The organism is Pseudomonas sp. DWRC2-2 (genome assembly GCF_049897885.1).
Classification (GTDB): Bacteria; Pseudomonadota; Gammaproteobacteria; order Pseudomonadales; family Pseudomonadaceae; genus Aquipseudomonas; species Aquipseudomonas azotoformans_A.
This window is the reverse complement of sequence record NZ_JAFCXD010000002.1, coordinates 1016867-1034407: the sequence shown is the minus strand read 5'-3', so window position 1 is coordinate 1034407 and position 17541 is coordinate 1016867. Positions and strand designations below refer to the sequence as shown.

Sequence of the window (17541 nt, the reverse complement as noted above, 5' to 3'; positions counted from 1 at the left end):
TTAGCCTGAAATCGATAGTACCTACAGACCAGAGCATACCCGAGCACCGTGGCTATTCTGGAAAAATATCGCTGGCCGCCCGCGAAGATTGAAGCCGCCCCCTCAATGGGTGCATTGTGGGACCCTGCCTTGGGGAGGACATGGACCATGAAAAAACGGGTTGCCTTGGTGCTGGGCTCCGGCGGGGCCCGGGGTTATGCGCACATCGGAGTGATCGAAGAGATTGAACGGCGCGGTTATGACATCGCCTGTATCGCCGGGTGCTCCATGGGGGCCGTGGTGGGCGGGATCTACGCCGCCGGCAAGCTGGATGACTACCGCAACTGGATCGAAAGCCTCGATTACCTCGACGTATTGCGCCTGGTAGACGTGAGTTTTCGCCTGGGGGCGATTCGCGGCGAGAAAGTCTTCGGGCAGATCCGCAAGATCGTCGGCGAGATCAATATCGAAGAATTGCGCATCCCCTACACCGCCGTCGCCACCGACCTGACCAACCAGCAGGAAATCTGGTTCCAGGAAGGCTGCCTGCACCAGGCGATGCGCGCCTCCGCGGCGATTCCCAGCCTGTTCACCCCGGTGATGCAAGGCAACCGCATGCTGGTCGACGGCGGCCTGCTCAACCCGCTGCCCATCGTGCCGGTGGTGTCGAGCCATTGCGACTTGATCATCGCGGTCAACCTCAACGCCACTAACCAGAAGCACTACCAGTTGCCGGTGATCCAGCGCCCGCCCGCCTTCAAGAGCCGGTTCAACAACCTGGCCAAGTCACTCGGCTCGCACCTGCCGTTTCGCCGCAAGCAAGCCGAACAATTAATGAAGTTGGAGCAGGAAGCCTTGGAGGCTCAGGCAGCGGAGATCAACCCGTGGCTGGAGTCGGCCGAGCCCGAATCCCAACAACCTGCTGCCGCACCCGAAAAGCCGGGGGCACCGAAGTCTGCGACCGGCTCGTTCATCATCGATAACGTCGGCCCGGCGTCACTGCTGGATTTGATCAACCAGAGCTTCGAGGTAATGCAGACCTCGCTGGCGCAGTACAAGATTGCCGGTTACCCGCCGGATGTGCTGATCAACGTACCGAAGCGGGTGTGCCGATTTTTCGAGTTCTACAAGGCGCCGGAGCTGATCGCGCTGGGGCGGGAAATCGCCAGTGATACGTTGGACCGGTATGAAAGCGAGCAGAGCTGAAAGAGCTGGTGTTGCTGATGGCCAGACACCTACACGCTAAGCACTCAACAACCGATACCCCACCCCCGCCTCGGTCACAATGAACCGTGGCTGGGTCGGATCATCCGCCAGTTTCTGCCGCAGGTGGCCCACGACAATGCGCAGGTAGTGGCTGTCCTCCGTATGAGTCGGCCCCCAGATATCCTTGAGCAATTGCTGCTGGGTAATCACCCGCCCCGGATGCCGCGCCAGTTGCGCCAACACCGCGTACTCCTTGCGGGTCAGCGCCACTTCAGCACCGTCCAAGAGCACCCGGCGATAGGCCAGGTCCACGGTCAACGGGCCAAAACGCAACGCCGCTTCCTGGGCTTCGCCCGCCGGCGCCTGGCGCAACAACGCGCGCACGCGGGCGAGAAACTCCTGGATACCAAAAGGCTTGGTGACGTAGTCATTCGCCCCACCGTCGAGGGCTTCAACTTTCTGCCCTTCGCTGGCCCGCACCGACAGCACCAGCACTGGCACCGTCGACCACTCACGAAACTCACGCAGCACCTGCTGGCCGTCCATGTCCGGTAGGCCAAGGTCGAGCACCAGCAAATCCGGCTTGCTCAACGCCGCCTGGGCCAGGCCTTCGTTGCCAGTGCCGGTCTCGATCACTTTGTAACCCTGGGAGGCCAGGCTGATGCGCAGGAATTTGCGGATCTGCGGTTCGTCATCAATGACCAAAATCGTCGCGGTCTGGCTCATGGTGTTCCATCAAAATCCGTGAAGAAAACAGGGTAGCTCATGCCTCGCGCTCCAGACCAGGCTGTGTCGGCAACGGCAGGAACAAGGTGATGCAGGTGCCCCGCCCGTCGATACCGTCGGCCACGCTGATATGCCCTCCATGGGCGCCGACCATCCCCTGGCAGATCGCCAGACCCAGGCCCGTGCCCTGTCCGCCGCGATCGCCTCGGGCGGCGGTGTAGAACATGTCGAAAATCTTGGCGCGCTCGTCTTCCGGAATACCCGGCCCCTCATCGGCCACGGCGAAGAACAGCTGGTTGTCCGCAACGCCGGCGCTCAGTTGCAAACGACCCTGCGGCGGTGAAAAACGTGCGGCGTTTTCCAGCACATTGACCAACGCTTGCTCGATCAACGCGGCATGCACATACAACAAGGGCAACTCGGGCGGCACATCGGTGCTCACCTGCAACGGCGCCAGCACTGCACGCAGACGGCCAAGGGCGCTGCCGACAATATCGCCCGGCGACACCCAATCCCGCGCCAGTTTCAACGCGCCATGCCCGAGGCGTGTCATGTCGAGCAAGTTCTGGATATAGCGGTCCAGGCGCTCGGCTTCATCGCGGGTGCCTTCGAGCAACTCGCGGCGATCCTCCAGCGGGATGGCTTCACCCAGCGCCAGCAGGCTGTCGATACTGCCGCGCATGGACGTCAGCGGCGTGCGCAAATCGTGGGACACCGACGCCAGCAATGCGCTGCGCAACTGCTCGGTTTCGCCGTGCAATCGAGCAGACTCCAGCTCCTGGGCCAACTGCGCCCGTGCCAAAGCCTGGGCCAAGGGTTGGCTCAAGGCCGTGAGCAAACGCCGGCGTTGGCCGCTCAACTCCAGGCCGGGCTTGGGACTGACGCCGAGCAACCCCAGCGGGCCCTCCTCCCCTGACAATGGCCACCACCACCAACGCCCGAACGGCAAGGTGCCGGTGCCCATGCCCGCCGGCTGGTCATGCTGCCAGGCCCAATCGGCAGCAGCGCGCTCGGCTTCGGTCAGTGTCAGCGGGCCGCCGGTCTCGATGGTCCAACCGCCCTGCCCATCGCGATTGACCAGGCACAGGTCCAGGTCGCTCCAGCCTTGCAAATGGTGTGCAGCGGCGCTGACCACCGCCTGGCGATCGGTGGCGGCGGTGAGTTTGCGCGACAGGTCGAGCAGTTCGCTGGTTTCTTCCTGGGTATCGCGCAACGCTTGCAGCTGCCGGCGTTGACGCGCGGCCAGGTTGCCGGTCAACGCCGCCATCAACAGGAAGAACAACAGCGTCAGCACATCTTCTTCGCGCTGAATGGCGAAGGAAAAATTCGGCGGGATAAACAGAAAGTCATAGGTCAGGAACGACAACGCCGCGCACACCAGCGATGGCCCCAGGCTGCTGCGCACCGCCACCAGCAGCACGGCGGCGAGAAACACCAGCGAGATATTCGGCAGCGGCAGGACGCTGGACACCGCCCACGCCACCGCAGCCGCCACCACCGTCGCCACCACCGCCAACGCATAGTCGAACCACACCAGCCCGCGCACATCCGGCAAACGCGGCGGTGCCGGGATGTCGTCGCTGTCGAGGACGTTGATTTCCAGGCCTCGCGCATTACGCAACAACCGCGCGGCCAGGCCACCGCCAAACAAGCGACGCCGCCAACGCATCCGCGACTGCCCCACCAGCAACAGGCTGGCGCGACGCTCAGCAGCATGCTGGATCAGTGTCTTGGCCACCTCCCCCGCCCGCAGCAACACCACCTCACCGCCCAGTCGCTCGGCCAGTTGCTGCGCGTTTTGCAGACGCAGTCGCGATTGCTCATCCCGCGCACGGCCGTTATCGATATGCACCAGGCTCCACGGCAAATGCCGACGCTGGGCAACGCGACTGGCATGGCGCACCAGACGTTCGGCCTGTGCATCGCCATCCACGCCCACCAGCAAGCGACCGCGCACCGCCGGCGCGGCCTGGCCAAGCTGACGGTAGCCCTGGGCCAAGTCGTCATCGACGTGGGCGGCGGCGGTTTGCATCGCCAGCTCGCGCAAGGCCATGAGGTTGGTCTGGGTGAAAAACGCATCGATGGCCGCGCGGGCCTGCTCCGGCACATAGACCTTGCCGTCACGCAGGCGCTCCAGCAGCTCGCGGGACGGCAGGTCGATCAGCAGCAGTTCGTCGGCCTCTTGCAGCACCCAATCGGGAAGGGTTTCGCGCACCTGCACGCCGGTGATACCGCGCACCTGGTCGTTGAGGCTTTCCAGGTGCTGGACGTTGACCGTGGTAAATACGTTGATGCCAGCGGCGAGCAATTCCTGGATGTCTTGCCAGCGCTTCTCATGGCGACTGCCGGGCGCGTTGCTATGGGCGAGCTCGTCCACCAACACCAGCTTGGGCTTGGCGGCGAGCAGGCCATCGAGGTCCATTTCTTCGAGCATCACCCCGCGGTATTCGCTGCGCAGCAATGGTTGTTGCGGCAAGCCGCTGAGCAAGGCTTCGGTCTCGGCGCGGCCGTGGGTCTCGACCACGCCGGCAATCAGCCGCACGCCTTGGCGCAACTGGGTGTGCGCGGCCTGGAGCATGGCGTAGGTCTTGCCCACACCCGGCGCGGCACCGAGGAAGACTTTGAGCCGGCCACGGTCGTCCCGGGGCAGATCGGCTAACAGGGCATCGGCGCGGCCGGAGTCGCTCATGCGGGCAGTGTCCTTCAGGTATTGATCGGGTTACAGCTTTTCCAGCGCCATGTTCAGCGCCAGCACATTCACCACCGGCGGCCCTACCAGCGGGCTTTCAATGTGCTCATCGAGCAAGCGCTGCAAGGTCGATACCGGTACATTCCGCGCCGCCGCCACTCGCGCCAGTTGATAGGCAATCGCCTGCGGTGGCAAGTGTGGATCAAGACCGCTGCCAGAGGTAGTCAGCGATGCCAAAGGTACGGGCCCCTGGCTGGGTACCAGCTGTTTGTTCGCATCCTCAAAGATACGCGTCGCCAGCGCCGGGTTGCTCGGGCCAAGGTTGCTGGCACTGCTGGAAACCGTCGCGAAAGCGCCCGCTGATGGGCGTGGGTGGAACCAGCTGTCACCGGTAAAGTCCTGGGCGATCAGGCTGGAGCCACGCACCTTGCCGCTGTCGTCACGCACCAGGCTGCCATTGGCCTGGTCCGGGAAGGCGACTTGGGCGACGCCGGTTACCACCAGTGGGTAAGCGACGCCGGTGATCAGGGTCATGAGTACCAGCAGGCTTAAGGCCGGGCGGATCATGTTGGACATTTCGGATTCCTCAATTCGGTCATTGCAACCTGTGGGCGCCCATCTGGCACCCACAGGATTCGGGTCAAACCAGGTGCAACGCAGTCAGCAGCATGTCGATCGCCTTGATGCCCACGAACGGTACCAGGATCCCGCCCAGCCCATAGATCAGCAGGTTGCGGCGCAGCAACGCCGCCGCACTCGCCGCTTGCACACGCACACCGCGCAGCGCCAACGGAATCAGCACCACGATGATCAATGCGTTGAACACAATGGCCGAGAGAATCGCGCTCTGTGGGCTCTGCAGGTGCATCACGTTGAGCACGCCCAATTGTGGGTAGATCGAGGCGAACAGCGCCGGCAAGATCGCGAAGTACTTGGCCACGTCGTTGGCAATGGAGAAGGTGGTCAGCGCGCCACGGGTCACCAGCAATTCCTTGCCGATCTGCACCACGTCCAGCAGCTTGGTCGGATCGCTGTCGAGGTCGACCATGTTGGCGGCCTCGCGGGCGGCCTGGGTGCCGTCATTCATTGCCATGCCGACATCAGCCTGGGCCAGCGCCGGGGCGTCGTTGGCGCCGTCGCCACACATTGCCACCAAGCGGCCGTCGTTCTGTTCATGACGAATGCGCGCGAGTTTTTTCTCCGGGGTGGCTTCGGCCAGCACGTCGTCGACGCCCGCTTCGGCCGCAATCGCTGCAGCGGTCAGCGGGTTGTCGCCGGTGACCATCACGGTGCGGATACCCAGTTTGCGCAGCTCGGCGAAACGCTCACGGATGCCGGGCTTGACCACGTCCTTCAAGTGAATCGCACCGAGCAACTTGCCATCAGCACACACCAGCAACGGTGTACCGCCGCTTTGGGCGATCTTGTCGATTTCGCGCGACAGTGCTGGCAGCAAGTCGCGCCGTTGCTGACCGATGAACGCCAGCAGCGAATCCACCGCGCCTTTGCGGAACACACGGCCCTGGTAGTCGACCCCGGACAAACGGGTTTCCGCACTGAACGGCACAGCGGTCAGCTCATCCGCAGAGGGCTCGGCCTGCGGATGCAAGGCGCGCAGGTATTCGACGATGGATTTACCTTCCGCCGTGTCATCCGCCAGGGAGGCAAACAACGCGCCCTCGGCGACTTCCTTGCCGCTGACGCCCGGCGCCGCGACCACCGCCGCACACCGACGGTTACCAAAGGTGATGGTGCCGGTCTTGTCCAGCAGCAACACATGCACGTCGCCCGCCGCTTCCACGGCGCGCCCGGACTTGGCGATCACATTGAGGCGCACCAGGCGGTCCATGCCGGCGATGCCGATGGCCGACAACAAACCACCAATGGTTGTAGGAATCAGCGTCACCAGCAGTGCGACCAAGAACACCAACGGCAAGCTGCCATTGGCAAAGTGGGCGAACGGTTGCAAGGTCACCACCACCAACAGGAAGATCAGGGTCAGGCCGATCAGCAGGATATCCAGCGCGACTTCGTTGGGGGTTTTCTGGCGTTTGGCGCCTTCGACCAGCGCGATCATGCGGTCGAGGGTGGACTCACCGGGGTTGGCGGTGATGCGGATCAGCAGCCAGTCCGACACCAGGCGGGTGTTGCCGGTGACGGCCGAACGGTCGCCGCCGGACTCGCGGATGACCGGTGCGGATTCGCCGGTGATCGCCGCTTCGTTGACCGCCGCGATCCCTTCGATGACTTCGCCGTCACCGGGGATCATTTCCCCGGCGGCCACGCGCACCACATCACCTTTGCGCAGGCTGGTGGCCGGCACGACCTTGAAGCTGCCATCGGCCTCCTTGCGACGAGCGCTCAAGCCTTCGCTGCCGGCCTTGAGGCTGTCGGCACGCGCCTTGCCACGCCCTTCGGCCAAGGCTTCGGCGAAGTTGGCGAACAGCACGGTGAACCACAGCCACACCGCGATTTGCACCGCGACATAGGTGGGCACGGCGGTGTCAGGCACGAAGCACAGCACGGTGGTAAGGATGGCGGTCAACTCGACCACCAGCATCACCGGCGAGCGTTGCAGTTGACGCGGGTCCAGCTTGACGAACGCCTGGACCAACGCCGGGCGCCACAGGGCGGAGATGGCAGTTTTGGCAGGCTCCTGGGTGTGCACCGGAGCGGCATTTTTTGCAGGCATATTCATTTTCATATCCCCTTAGAAGCCCATGCTCAAGTGTTCAGCAATTGGGCCCAGTGCCAGCGTCGGCAGGAAGGTCAGGCCGCCCACCAGCAAAATGGTCACGGTCAACAGGGTCACGAACAGCGGGCCGTGGGTCGGGAAGCTGTTCTGGCCAATCGGTGCGGTCTTCTTCATCGCCAGGCTGCCGGCCAGGGCCAGTACCGGGAGGATGTAGCCGAAGCGACCGATCAACATGCCCAGGCCCAGCATCAGGTTGTGAAACGGCGTGTTGGCACTGAAGCCGCCAAACGCCGAGCCGTTGTTGGCACTGGCCGAGGTGTAGGCATAGAGCAATTGGCTGAAACCGTGGGGGCCGGGGTTGCTGATGGCACCGGCCGGGCCAGGCAGGCTCGCGGCGATGGCACCGAGCACCAACACGCCAACCGGCATCACCAGCAGGGTCACCACCAGCAATTGCACTTCCTTGGCCTGCAACTTCTTGCCCAGGTATTCCGGGGTGCGGCCGATCATCAGGCCCGCGAGGAACACCGCGATCAACACGTTGAGCAACATGCCGTACATACCGGCGCCGACGCCGCCGAAGATCACTTCGCCGACCATCATGTTGACCAGCGCAACCATGCCGCTGAGGGGGTTGAGGCTGTCCTGCATGCCGTTGACCGAACCGTTGGACGCCGCCGTCGTGGTCACCGACCACAACACCGTACCGGTGGTGCCAAAGCGCGCTTCCTTGCCTTCCAGGGGCGCGGTTTGTTCCACGGCCGGGTTGTTCAGGGTCGGGTTGGGCTGGTATTCGGCCAACAGCGAGGTCGCGCCGCCGATCAGGAACAGTGCCAGCATGCAGCCGAGGATCGCGCGGCTCTGGCGCAGGTCCTTCACGTAGTGGCCGAAGGTGAACACCAACGCCACCGGAATCAGGATGATCGCCGCCAGTTCAAACAGGTTGGCCCAGGCAGTCGGGTCTTCGAACGGATGCGCCGAGTTGACGCCAAAGAAGCCACCGCCGTTGGTGCCCAATTGCTTGATCGCAATCTGGCTGGCCGCCGGGCCCAGGGGGATCACTTGATCCACACCTTGCATCGTCACGGCATCCACGTAGTGAGCGAAGGTTTGCGGCACGCCCTGCCATACCAGGAACAACGCCAGCAACAGGCACAACGGCAGCAGGCCGTAGAGGGTAGCGCGGGTCATATCGACCCAGAAGTTACCCAGAGTCTTGGTGGATTTGCGACCGATCCCACGGCACAACGCGACCAGTACTGCCAGACCTGTGGCCGCACTGACGAAGTTCTGCACGGTCAGGCCCGCCATCTGGCTGAGATAACTCAGGGACGCCTCACCGCTGTAGGACTGCCAGTTGGTGTTGGTCATGAAACTGACTGCCGTGTTGAAGGCCAAGGTCCATTCCTGACCTGGCAATTTCTGCGGGTTCAGTGGGAGATAGTCCTGGAACAACAGGATCGCGAACAACAGCACAAAGCCTGCGAGGTTGAACGCAAGCAAGGCCAGCATGTATTTCTGCCAGCTGTGTTCTTGATGCTCATCCACGCCGGACAGGCGATAACAGGCACGCTCCACCGGGCCAAATACCGGCGTGAGCCAGGTGCGCTGCCCTTCCATCACCTTGTAATAGAACCGCCCCAGGAACGGGGCTGGCACCAACACCACCGCAAAGAAGGCAATGATCAGCCAATAGTCATAACTGTGCATGGCCCGCTCCTAGTTCCGATCCGCGCGTAACAGCGCAACCAGCAGATAAATGAACAGTGCCACGGCCAATAGCAGTGACACCCCGTCCAGAACGCTCATGGAAGTCTCTCCGTTTAGCGGCGAGTGCCGCGTGTGGGGCAATTGTCGGCAGGAGTGGCGTAAAGGAACGAGAGCGAGGGAGCAGGCAGGGCGTAAAGACGGCGTAAAGAGTGGGTTTATGCGGGGTTTACAGGGGGATTTATGCGCACTTGCGGTAGGACTCGCCCTGATCTGGTGCAGGGCGATGCGAATTCAAACGCAGAACCGTTCCCTTGGCGACAGTTGCGCAGCTTTACGACAATGATTCCCCTCCTGGCATGGCCGCTGCAACACCTTGAATCATTCCACACGGTTCAGGGAGAGCAACACAATGAACACACAACTCAAACCCACTTTGGGCACCCTGCATTTATGGGGCATCGCGGTCGGGCTGGTGATTTCCGGCGAATACTTCGGCTGGAGCTATGGCTGGGGCGTGGCCGGGACCCTGGGCTTTCTGGTGACTTCCTTGATGGTCGCTGCGATGTACACCTGCTTCATCTTCAGTTTCACCGAACTGACCACCGCGATTCCTCACGCTGGAGGGCCTTTTGCCTACAGCCGTCGCGCTTTTGGTGAAAAGGGCGGACTGATCGCGGGGCTCGCAACCTTGATCGAATTTGTCTTCGCACCACCGGCAATCGCCTTGGCCATCGGGGCCTATCTGAATGTGCAGTTTCCGGCACTGGACCCGAAGCACGCAGCCGTCGGGGCCTATATCGTGTTCATGGGCCTGAACATCCTCGGCGTAAAACTCGCTGCCACCTTTGAACTGGTGGTATGTGTGCTCGCCGTCGCCGAGCTGCTGGTGTTCATGGGCGTCGTGGCACCTGCCTTCAGCTTCAGCAACTTCGCCCTGAACGGCTGGGCCGGCTCAGACACCTTTGGCGCACCCGCGATTGCCGGCATGTTTGCCGCGATTCCTTTCGCTATCTGGTTCTTCCTCGCCATCGAAGGCGCGGCCATGGCCGCCGAAGAAGCGAAAGATCCGAAGCGCACCATTCCAAAGGCCTACATCAGCGGCATTCTGACCCTGGTGATCCTGGCCATGGGCGTGATGTTCTTTGCGGGTGGCGTGGGCGATTGGCGCACCCTGTCCAACATCAACGACCCCTTGCCACAAGCCATGAAAACCGTGGTGGGTGAAAGCTCAGGCTGGCTGCATATGCTGGTGTGGATCGGCCTGTTTGGCCTGGTAGCGAGCTTCCACGGCATTATCCTTGGCTACTCGCGCCAGTTCTTCGCCTTGGCACGCGCGGGCTACCTGCCCTCCTTCCTCGCCAAACTGTCGCGTTTTCAGACACCGCACCGGGCAATTATCGCCGGGGGTGTGGTCGGCATCGCGGCGATCTATAGCGACGGCCTGATCAACCTGGGCGGCATGACGCTGACCGCCGCAATGATCACCATGGCGGTCTTTGGCGCCATCGTGATGTACATCATGAGCATGCTCAGCCTATTCAAACTGCGTAAAAGCGAACCGTTGCTGGAACGCACCTTCCGCGCACCGGGTTACCCCATCGTGCCGGGCATTGCGTTGGTATTGGCGGTGGTGTGCCTGGTGGCCATGGCCTGGTTCAACGCACTGATCGGATTGATCTTCCTGGGCTTCATGGCGGTGGGGTTTGCTTACTTCCAGATGACTGCGCAAGACCGTGCCGATGCACCGGCGGATGCGATGTTGACCGGGCTCTGATCTACTGAGAGGCAGAACGGGCCTACACTGAACTAGTAAGAAAGCCCGTCACTCAAAGCAGTTATTCCCGTGGGAAAGTTCTCCCACGGGAACCTGCCTCAAGGAGAGCCTTATGCCGTGGTATGCGTGGTTGATTATGGTGGTCGCGATCGGGTCAATCGTCGGAGGGTTGATGATGCTGCGAGACAGCGCCAACAAGGTGGAACTTACCGACGAACAACGCAAACGCGTGGCCGAGCGCAACGCCCAGGCGGATGCCAAGGACGCGCAGGATCGCTGACTTGGCTGCCCTGAAACACACCTGTGGCGAGGAAGCTTGCTCCCGCTGGGCTGCCAAGCAGCCCCTCTAAAGCGCTACTCCCAATCCGCCTTGGCAATGTGCAACCCGTGCTGCCCTTTATAAGCAGCACGCTCCGGCTGGCTCCAGCCGTTAAGCAATCCCTCCTCTAGTTTATAAATCTCAACCCCGAGCGGACGGCATACCGTCAAAGGGTCCTGCGCCTCCGGCCCCCACATCGGCAGCGATAAATCCCCGCCCGGGCACGTCGACAGCGCACACAGCAAATCAATCTCGGCAAAAAACTCCAGGTAATCGCCCTTCTGCGCCGGGCAAGCCTTCATAAAATACATGTCGTCATGATTCAGGCCCGTGCACTGGAAAATGTTCAGCACGTCATGCACGTCGAATTCCGTCAGACCGTGGGGTAAAACGGCGCGAGTCAGGTTCGAATGGCAATGGTGATGGAAGTCCTCGCCGGTGAGCATCCGGTTCACATACGGATCGCAACGCGTGCCGAGCAAATCATGCAGACGCCCGCCATGCTCATCGATGCCGTAACTGGCCAGGCTGTCATCGGTGATCGTCACCAGCGGTCTTAAAAATGGCAGATTCGACCACAACCGGTCATGCGTGCTCACATGGGCGCCCTGCAACTGACGCGTGCGCGCTGCCCACAGGCGTTCACGAGGGTCGTTGGCATTCCACACATTGAAGTCACCCACCTGCGGCCCAACCGGCGTCGTCACACGAAAGACATGCCCGGCCGGCACCTTCCACGCCCTGCCCGTTCGGATCGGCACTTCGAATTGCTCGATCAACGTGCGTTGCTGTTTTTGGTCACGGATGCGCTCGTAAAACGCCGTGTCGACCTGCAACGCCGAACCTTTGCTGACCTGATAAGCGGCCGGATAGTCTTTGTACATGATGCAGATCCTCGATCAGGGGTGGTGAAACAAGGCCAGGGAAAGACGTTCCGAATCATCCAGGTACAGGCTCATCGCCTCGCCTGCCGCCGGCTTATTCTGTTGGGCCAGTAATGTGTAAATCTCACGATCACGCTCCAACCATGGCGACTGGAAGCGTTGCTCATCAGGCGCCGCGCAAAACACCAGACGCAGCTGCGCGATGACCTGGGCAAAAAACTCATCGAACAAAGGGCTGCGCATCAACCCGACAATCTGCTGGTGAAACACAAGGCTGTGGGTGGCAACCGCTCGCCAATCTTCGCGCTCACGAGCCAGCGTGGTGGCGTCGATTGCGTTCTGCATACGCTCGGACTGAACCTCTGTCAGCGGGCCGCTCTGGGCGATGGCCTGCAACTCCAGCGTGCGGCGGACTACAAACAAATCACGCACCTCATCACGTTCCAGCCGCCGGACCATGACGCCCTTGTTACGCACGTAGCGGGTCAGGCCTTCCTGGCCGAGACGGTGCAGTGCTTCGCGGATGGTGTTACGTGAGGCGTTGTAGGCTTTAACCAGGTCCACCTCAACCAACGGCATCCCCGGCAAAAGCCGCCCGCCGATGATGTCAGCGCGAAGCTCCAGGGCAATCTGGTCGGCTAACGACAAGCTGGATGTCATGACTGCCTCACGATTGTTGAACAATCTCATGCGTAGAGGTAACCACTTTTCATGCCAACGTCCAAGACAGAGGACATACATGTAAATCGATACAACATGGTTAGAATGCCAACCTGTAACCGAGGCCCTTCTATGCGTTATTCATCCGACCACAAAGCCCAGACCTACCAACGCATCATCAAGGAAGCCTCCGTGCGTTTTCGCCGCGACGGAATCGGCGCCACCGGCCTACAGCCGTTGATGAAAGCGCTGAACCTGACCCACGGCGGCTTCTACGCCCACTTCAAGTCCAAGGACGAGCTGGTGGAAAAGGCGCTGCAAGTCGCAGCAGCAGAGCTGGACGCGCATTGCGAGATGCTGTTCAGCCAGAAACGGCCGCTGGAAGCGTTTATCGACAGCTACCTGTCGGAATGGCACCTGACCTCCCCGGATCAGGGATGCCCGCTGCCAACCATGTCCTCCGAACTCGGGCTAAGAGGCCAGCACAGTGCAACAACGGACACAGTGCTCGGCGCACGACTCAAACAGATTGAAACGGCGCTGGGGAATGAACAGGGTGATGCACAAAGCCTGGTGGTGATGTCGACACTGGTGGGAGCGTTGGTGCTGGCCCGGAGCGTCGAGGACAAAGCACTGGCGATGCGCGTATTGGATGTCGTGCGAGAAAATTTGAAAACCCAGGTTTCACAAGATGAAAAAGCCGGTCAATGACCGGCCTCCCCTGCTGACTTAGTTGATCACCAGCCTGTCGCGATTCTTCTCCAACAACGCCTTGCCGATCCCTTTCACTTCCAATAACTCATCCACCGCCGTGAAAGGACCATTGCTTTCGCGGTAGGCGATAATCGCCTTGGCTTTGGAGGCACCGATACCGAAGAGGTCACGGCGCAGGGTTTCGGCGTCGGCAGCGTTGAGGTTGACCTTGGCGGATTGTTCGGTTTTGGACATTTGGGTGGTGATGGGGATTGGGGCTTCGGGTTTGATGGAGGGGGCTGCGGTGGTGGTAACGGACAGGGTGGTGAGGAAGGTAAAGATTAGGGAAGTGAGGTAGGTGTTTTGCATTTGACGCTCCATGACATTGGTGTGGGAAAAGCAGCTTTTCCGAAGCTGCTTTTCAAACTTAGGTCATGTTGGAGATTCGTCAAAGATGAGGTAGTTACAGAGTGTAAATGGTCAATCAGTCTGTATCAGAACTTTTCGAACCAGTGAACTTTGACATAGTCACCTCACCCTCCGCGCTGATACCCTCCTGAATCAAAACTTTCTTCACTGTCATGAAAAGAATCTTGAAATCCAGCCAGACAGAATGATTATCCACATACCAGACATCAAGTTTGAACTTATCTTCCCAACTTAAAGAGTTTCTGCCGTTTACCTGAGCCCAACCTGTAATACCGGGTCTAACTTCATGACGCCGCGCTTGCTCGGCACTGTAAAGCGGCAGGTATTCATTCAGCAATGGACGAGGCCCCACTAAGCTCATATCGCCCTTGAGAACGCTCCAAAGCTCCGGGAGTTCATCCAGGCTGCTGGCCCGCAGAAACTGACCAAAGGGTGTCATGCGCTCGGCGTCGGGCAGCGGGTTGCCTTTCGCGTCTGTCGCATCACGCATGCTGCGAAACTTGACCAGCTCAAAAGGCTGCGCGTTCAGGCCTGGGCGTGATTGCCGAAACACAACCGGAACCCCCAGATGCTTGCGAACTTTCCAGGATGTCCACGCGATCACCGGTGATAGCAAAATCAACGCCACCGCAGAAATGAGGATATCCATGAATCGTTTCAACGAACGACATCCTTGAATAACAACGAAATGTAGTCTTGTGCCAACTTTGGATAGTTCCGGTTGGACAGAAGCCACTCGCGACCACGCGCGCCCATTTGCGCTCGCTCTTCGGCGCTCTTGGACTTCATTTCCAGTATCCCGGCTACCAGCGCGTCAACGTCCCCGGCAGGCACATAAACTCCACACTCTGCCTCGTTGATCATTGATGGATAGCCGCTATAGGAAGCGATGACAGGCTTGCCAGCAAGCATGTAGTCGATCACTTTATTGAGAGACTGCCCGTAGTGCCAGACCTTGGATGCATACACCGAGAAATACAACAGATCAGACTTGGCAAGCGCTGACTGGATTCTGTCCCGGGAAATTTTGGGGGCAAAGGTAAGATTCGCCAAGTGACCATATGTGGCTTGGTAGTGCGCCTTCAACGCGCCGTCGCCAATCATCAAGAACTCGACATCGGTATGATCGCGCATCAACGCCGCGGCCTCAAAAAAAACTTCCAGCGCGTTTGTGATGCCGATGGTACCGGCGTGAACAATCCTGAATTTAGGCGTCGAGAAATATTGTTGCACGTAAGCATCTGGCAACTCTTTGGCTTCGCTCAGATGGTCGTCACTCACCCCCATGGGAATGCAGAACACTGGAAGGCTCAAGCCTGTCTCGGCACGCACATGCTCTTCGAGGTTAGGCATAGTGCCTACAATCAGATCCGACCTTTTATAGGCCACTTTCTCGAGAACTGATAACGCCTTCACGAAGAGGTTTCCGTTGCTGAATCCACCCTCCTCCACAATCGTCAGCGGCCATATATCACGCACCTCAAAAACGAGACGACATTTGTATTTCCGCTTCAGCAGCAAGCCATTGATGATAGTGAGTAATGAGAGACTGGAAACAACAATCACTTCAGGTCGCGGTAATGTTTTCTTATCCAGGAAAAACAAATTCCATTCAAAATGGAACCAACTCAAAATCCGGGTTGCGGATTTTGCTACGGAATACTTGAGTGTTTTCAGCCAGACAATTTTTACCCCAGACACCGTGTGCTCAGTTACGCGTCGATCCAAATCAGGCACATCAACCAGATTATTGGAGTCCGAGGTAATAACAACGGCATCGCATCCAGCCTTCGTCATCTCCTCAATCAGAAACCAGCCACGCCCACCGGGACTGGAAGATGTCTTGGGCGAAAAATATTTTGTGATATACCAGATAGTCTTTTTCATCTGAAAATAATCCAGCCTCTTCAGATTTTGTAAAGTTTTGGAATTGAGTTAACCACTTTTATTACTTTATCGAAATCCATGCCAAGCGCATCCAAGTACCATCGAATATTTTGATACCGCGGCTGATTCTCATCTTTGACCAGCTCAAGCGCTTTCTCACGCGTCATCACACCCTCACGAATCTGATTACTACGGAATGTATCATGCTCAGAGAAGCCCGCAACCGTATAGTAAATATAATTATAAAATGCCGCCGTACCGTCACCGATGCGCCATGTGGTACTCGTGTCGACAGCAGTCTCCCAATCATACTGATTAATCAGGGTGTCATCGATCACCTGTTCATCCCAGCACCAATAATCAAAGATATGATAATAATCTTTTTTCTCGGTGAAACTGCGGTGATACTCGCCAGAAAGGGTATCCCACAGTGACGAATTGAAGTATCCAGGACTTTTCAACATGGCTTTGAAACGTAGGCTCTGATATTCCAACTGCTTCTGCCAGCCATGCATGTAAACACGTTTCTCTTCAAAGTCCGGCGCAATACCTAGAAACCCGGCTTTAAAATGAGTCACTTCCAGCGGATTGACACCCCACAGGTTCAAGCCGACACCCGTTTGACGTTTTACCGTTTCGACGTGGCGGAAAAAATGCTTGTCGCCCGCAGTTAAAATGCTAATCATCCCAAGGTGTGGGGATTTGAGCCACGCTTTCAAGTTAACGGCAATGTTGCGACGTTTTTTGTCTATATCGTCAGCGACGATAATGTTTTCAACGCCCATCTCGGCACACATCCGGCTGATGTTGCGCCGCCCCAAGTCCGTGACCATTCCCCAATCGTAGGTGTAGGTAACCGGATTCATTTTCAGTTCTTTGACAATCAGGTGAAGTCCGTAGCAACTATCACGCCCGCCAGAAAACGGAACAATACAGTCAAGCGCTCCATTACGACGGTAAGGCTCAACCAGCTTGAAAAGCTCTTCTTTTGGCTTTGGGATATTACGCGGCTTATACGTGTGACAGTAATTGCACACTCCGCTTGCGTCAAAAGAAATGTAAGGCATGGTTTCGGGAAGGATGCATTTGGTGCAACGGCGAATCTCAGGCGTGCAATAAGTTAATAACTTCTCTTCCGCCTGATTATATTTAAAGGGGGGAATAATATTGTGAGAACGCTTATTATCGTCAGCGACGGCAATATTCAACCCTGCTGGCACATCAAGGATAACCGCTTCTTCCCTGACTTGAACAATGCCTGAACAGCCAATCTGCGATAATGGAAAACTTTCTGAAGAAAAACAAACACCATTATTCGTTCGACCGAGGTACAAACTGCCATTATTTGAGAAAATAACAGCCTTGCTCAGGCGCGGTATAATGATCGCGCAAGCGACCACACCTTTGCACAACGCAAGTACGTGTCCTGCCAAGCCGATTAAATCATCGGCATTTTCCTGCAAATATTGCTCAGTAATCGCTGCAATTACTTCGCTGTCAATTTCAAGCGCGCGTTTAGGTTTTATCGCGTCCCAAATATCTGCATCATTGACAATGATACCGTTATGAAAAACGCAGATACCCTCACGCACAACGGGCTGATTATCCGAGAGCCCGTTGGTGATCAACCGACTGTGGCCAACGACAAGCGTGGCGTTGGCGATCGACGTACGCTTCAAAAGCTTTACTACGTCGTAATCAGCCCTGACAACGCTGTAATTCCTGGAATCGTAGGTCAGCAAACCACTGGAGTCTTTGCCGCGCTGCATTGCATGCCTGGCCAAAGATTCAAGATCGCTTTTGACGACAGCTGATGAAGAGATGAGGCCGAATATACCGCACATAATAATAAACCCTGTGTAATCTGAAACTCCGTCAAAGCTTGAACTG

General features: G+C 58.6%; 16 protein-coding genes. 4 read left to right on the top strand and 12 right to left on the bottom strand.

The window, feature by feature from the left end:
* Positions 1–147 precede the first annotated feature (147 nt).
* A complete protein-coding gene (locus ACP7EW_RS13395) occupies positions 148–1185 on the top strand; it encodes a patatin-like phospholipase family protein (RefSeq protein ID WP_038844524.1) in 1038 nt (345 codons plus the stop codon).
* A gap of 36 nt (positions 1186–1221) precedes the next feature.
* On the opposite strand, the gene ACP7EW_RS13390 is transcribed toward ACP7EW_RS13395, so the two are convergent.
* From ACP7EW_RS13390 to kdpF, 6 genes are all read right to left on the bottom strand, one after another.
* Positions 1222–1911: a response regulator gene (locus ACP7EW_RS13390; protein WP_426217547.1), complete on the bottom strand. Its 690-nt coding sequence runs from the start codon at positions 1909–1911 to the stop codon at positions 1222–1224.
* Positions 1912–1948: 37 nt separating this feature from the next.
* A complete protein-coding gene (locus ACP7EW_RS13385; RefSeq protein ID WP_426217545.1) occupies positions 1949–4600 on the bottom strand; it encodes a DUF4118 domain-containing protein in 2652 nt (883 codons plus the stop codon).
* 30 nt (positions 4601–4630) lie between these two features.
* Positions 4631–5176 (bottom strand): potassium-transporting ATPase subunit KdpC, encoded by a 546-nt coding sequence (kdpC, locus tag ACP7EW_RS13380; RefSeq protein WP_426217543.1) that lies wholly within the window; start codon positions 5174–5176, stop codon positions 4631–4633.
* 64 nt (positions 5177–5240) lie between these two features.
* Positions 5241–7298 (bottom strand): potassium-transporting ATPase subunit KdpB, encoded by a 2058-nt coding sequence (gene kdpB, locus ACP7EW_RS13375; RefSeq protein ID WP_426217541.1) that lies wholly within the window; start codon positions 7296–7298, stop codon positions 5241–5243.
* A 12-nt stretch (positions 7299–7310) separates the two neighbouring features.
* Positions 7311–9005 carry a potassium-transporting ATPase subunit KdpA gene (kdpA, locus tag ACP7EW_RS13370; protein WP_426217539.1) on the bottom strand — a complete coding sequence of 565 codons (1695 nt, stop codon included), beginning with the start codon at positions 9003–9005 and terminating at the stop codon, positions 7311–7313.
* A gap of 9 nt (positions 9006–9014) precedes the next feature.
* Positions 9015–9104, bottom strand: a complete 90-nt coding sequence (gene kdpF / locus ACP7EW_RS13365; protein WP_003218754.1) for a K(+)-transporting ATPase subunit F — start codon at positions 9102–9104, stop codon at positions 9015–9017.
* A gap of 310 nt (positions 9105–9414) precedes the next feature.
* Between kdpF and eat the strand changes: the two genes are divergently transcribed.
* Positions 9415–10779: an ethanolamine permease gene (gene eat / locus ACP7EW_RS13360; protein ID WP_426217536.1), complete on the top strand. Its 1365-nt coding sequence runs from the start codon at positions 9415–9417 to the stop codon at positions 10777–10779.
* A gap of 112 nt (positions 10780–10891) precedes the next feature.
* Positions 10892–11059 (top strand): DUF2897 family protein, encoded by a 168-nt coding sequence (locus tag ACP7EW_RS13355; RefSeq protein WP_003172675.1) that lies wholly within the window; start codon positions 10892–10894, stop codon positions 11057–11059.
* Positions 11060–11133: 74 nt separating this feature from the next.
* Here ACP7EW_RS13355 and ACP7EW_RS13350 read toward each other — a convergent pair whose 3' ends face one another.
* Both ACP7EW_RS13350 and ACP7EW_RS13345 read right to left on the bottom strand, forming a co-directional pair.
* Positions 11134–11982: an urea carboxylase-associated family protein gene (locus ACP7EW_RS13350; RefSeq protein ID WP_426217534.1), complete on the bottom strand. Its 849-nt coding sequence runs from the start codon at positions 11980–11982 to the stop codon at positions 11134–11136.
* Between the two features lie 15 nt (positions 11983–11997).
* Positions 11998–12642, bottom strand: coding sequence for a GntR family transcriptional regulator (locus ACP7EW_RS13345; RefSeq protein WP_426217532.1), 645 nt, complete (start codon positions 12640–12642; stop codon positions 11998–12000).
* Positions 12643–12774: 132 nt separating this feature from the next.
* On the opposite strand from ACP7EW_RS13345, the gene ACP7EW_RS13340 reads away from it, so the two are divergent.
* Complete coding sequence (locus ACP7EW_RS13340; protein ID WP_426217530.1) at positions 12775–13353, top strand: TetR/AcrR family transcriptional regulator; 579 nt, start codon at positions 12775–12777, stop codon at positions 13351–13353.
* Positions 13354–13371: 18 nt separating this feature from the next.
* Here the strand turns inward: ACP7EW_RS13340 and ACP7EW_RS13335 are convergent, their stop codons facing one another.
* The 4 genes from ACP7EW_RS13335 to ACP7EW_RS13320 form a co-directional block, all read right to left on the bottom strand.
* Positions 13372–13704: a ComEA family DNA-binding protein gene (locus ACP7EW_RS13335; protein WP_426217528.1), complete on the bottom strand. Its 333-nt coding sequence runs from the start codon at positions 13702–13704 to the stop codon at positions 13372–13374.
* A gap of 115 nt (positions 13705–13819) precedes the next feature.
* The gene (locus tag ACP7EW_RS13330) at positions 13820–14413 is read right to left on the bottom strand and encodes a sugar transferase (protein ID WP_426217526.1); all 594 of its coding nucleotides are present in this window, start codon (positions 14411–14413) and stop codon (positions 13820–13822) included.
* A gap of 8 nt (positions 14414–14421) precedes the next feature.
* A complete protein-coding gene (locus tag ACP7EW_RS13325) occupies positions 14422–15651 on the bottom strand; it encodes a glycosyltransferase family 4 protein (protein WP_426217524.1) in 1230 nt (409 codons plus the stop codon).
* 20 nt (positions 15652–15671) lie between these two features.
* Positions 15672–17495 (bottom strand): hypothetical protein, encoded by a 1824-nt coding sequence (locus ACP7EW_RS13320; protein ID WP_426217522.1) that lies wholly within the window; start codon positions 17493–17495, stop codon positions 15672–15674.
* Between the last annotated feature and the right edge of the window lie 46 nt (positions 17496–17541).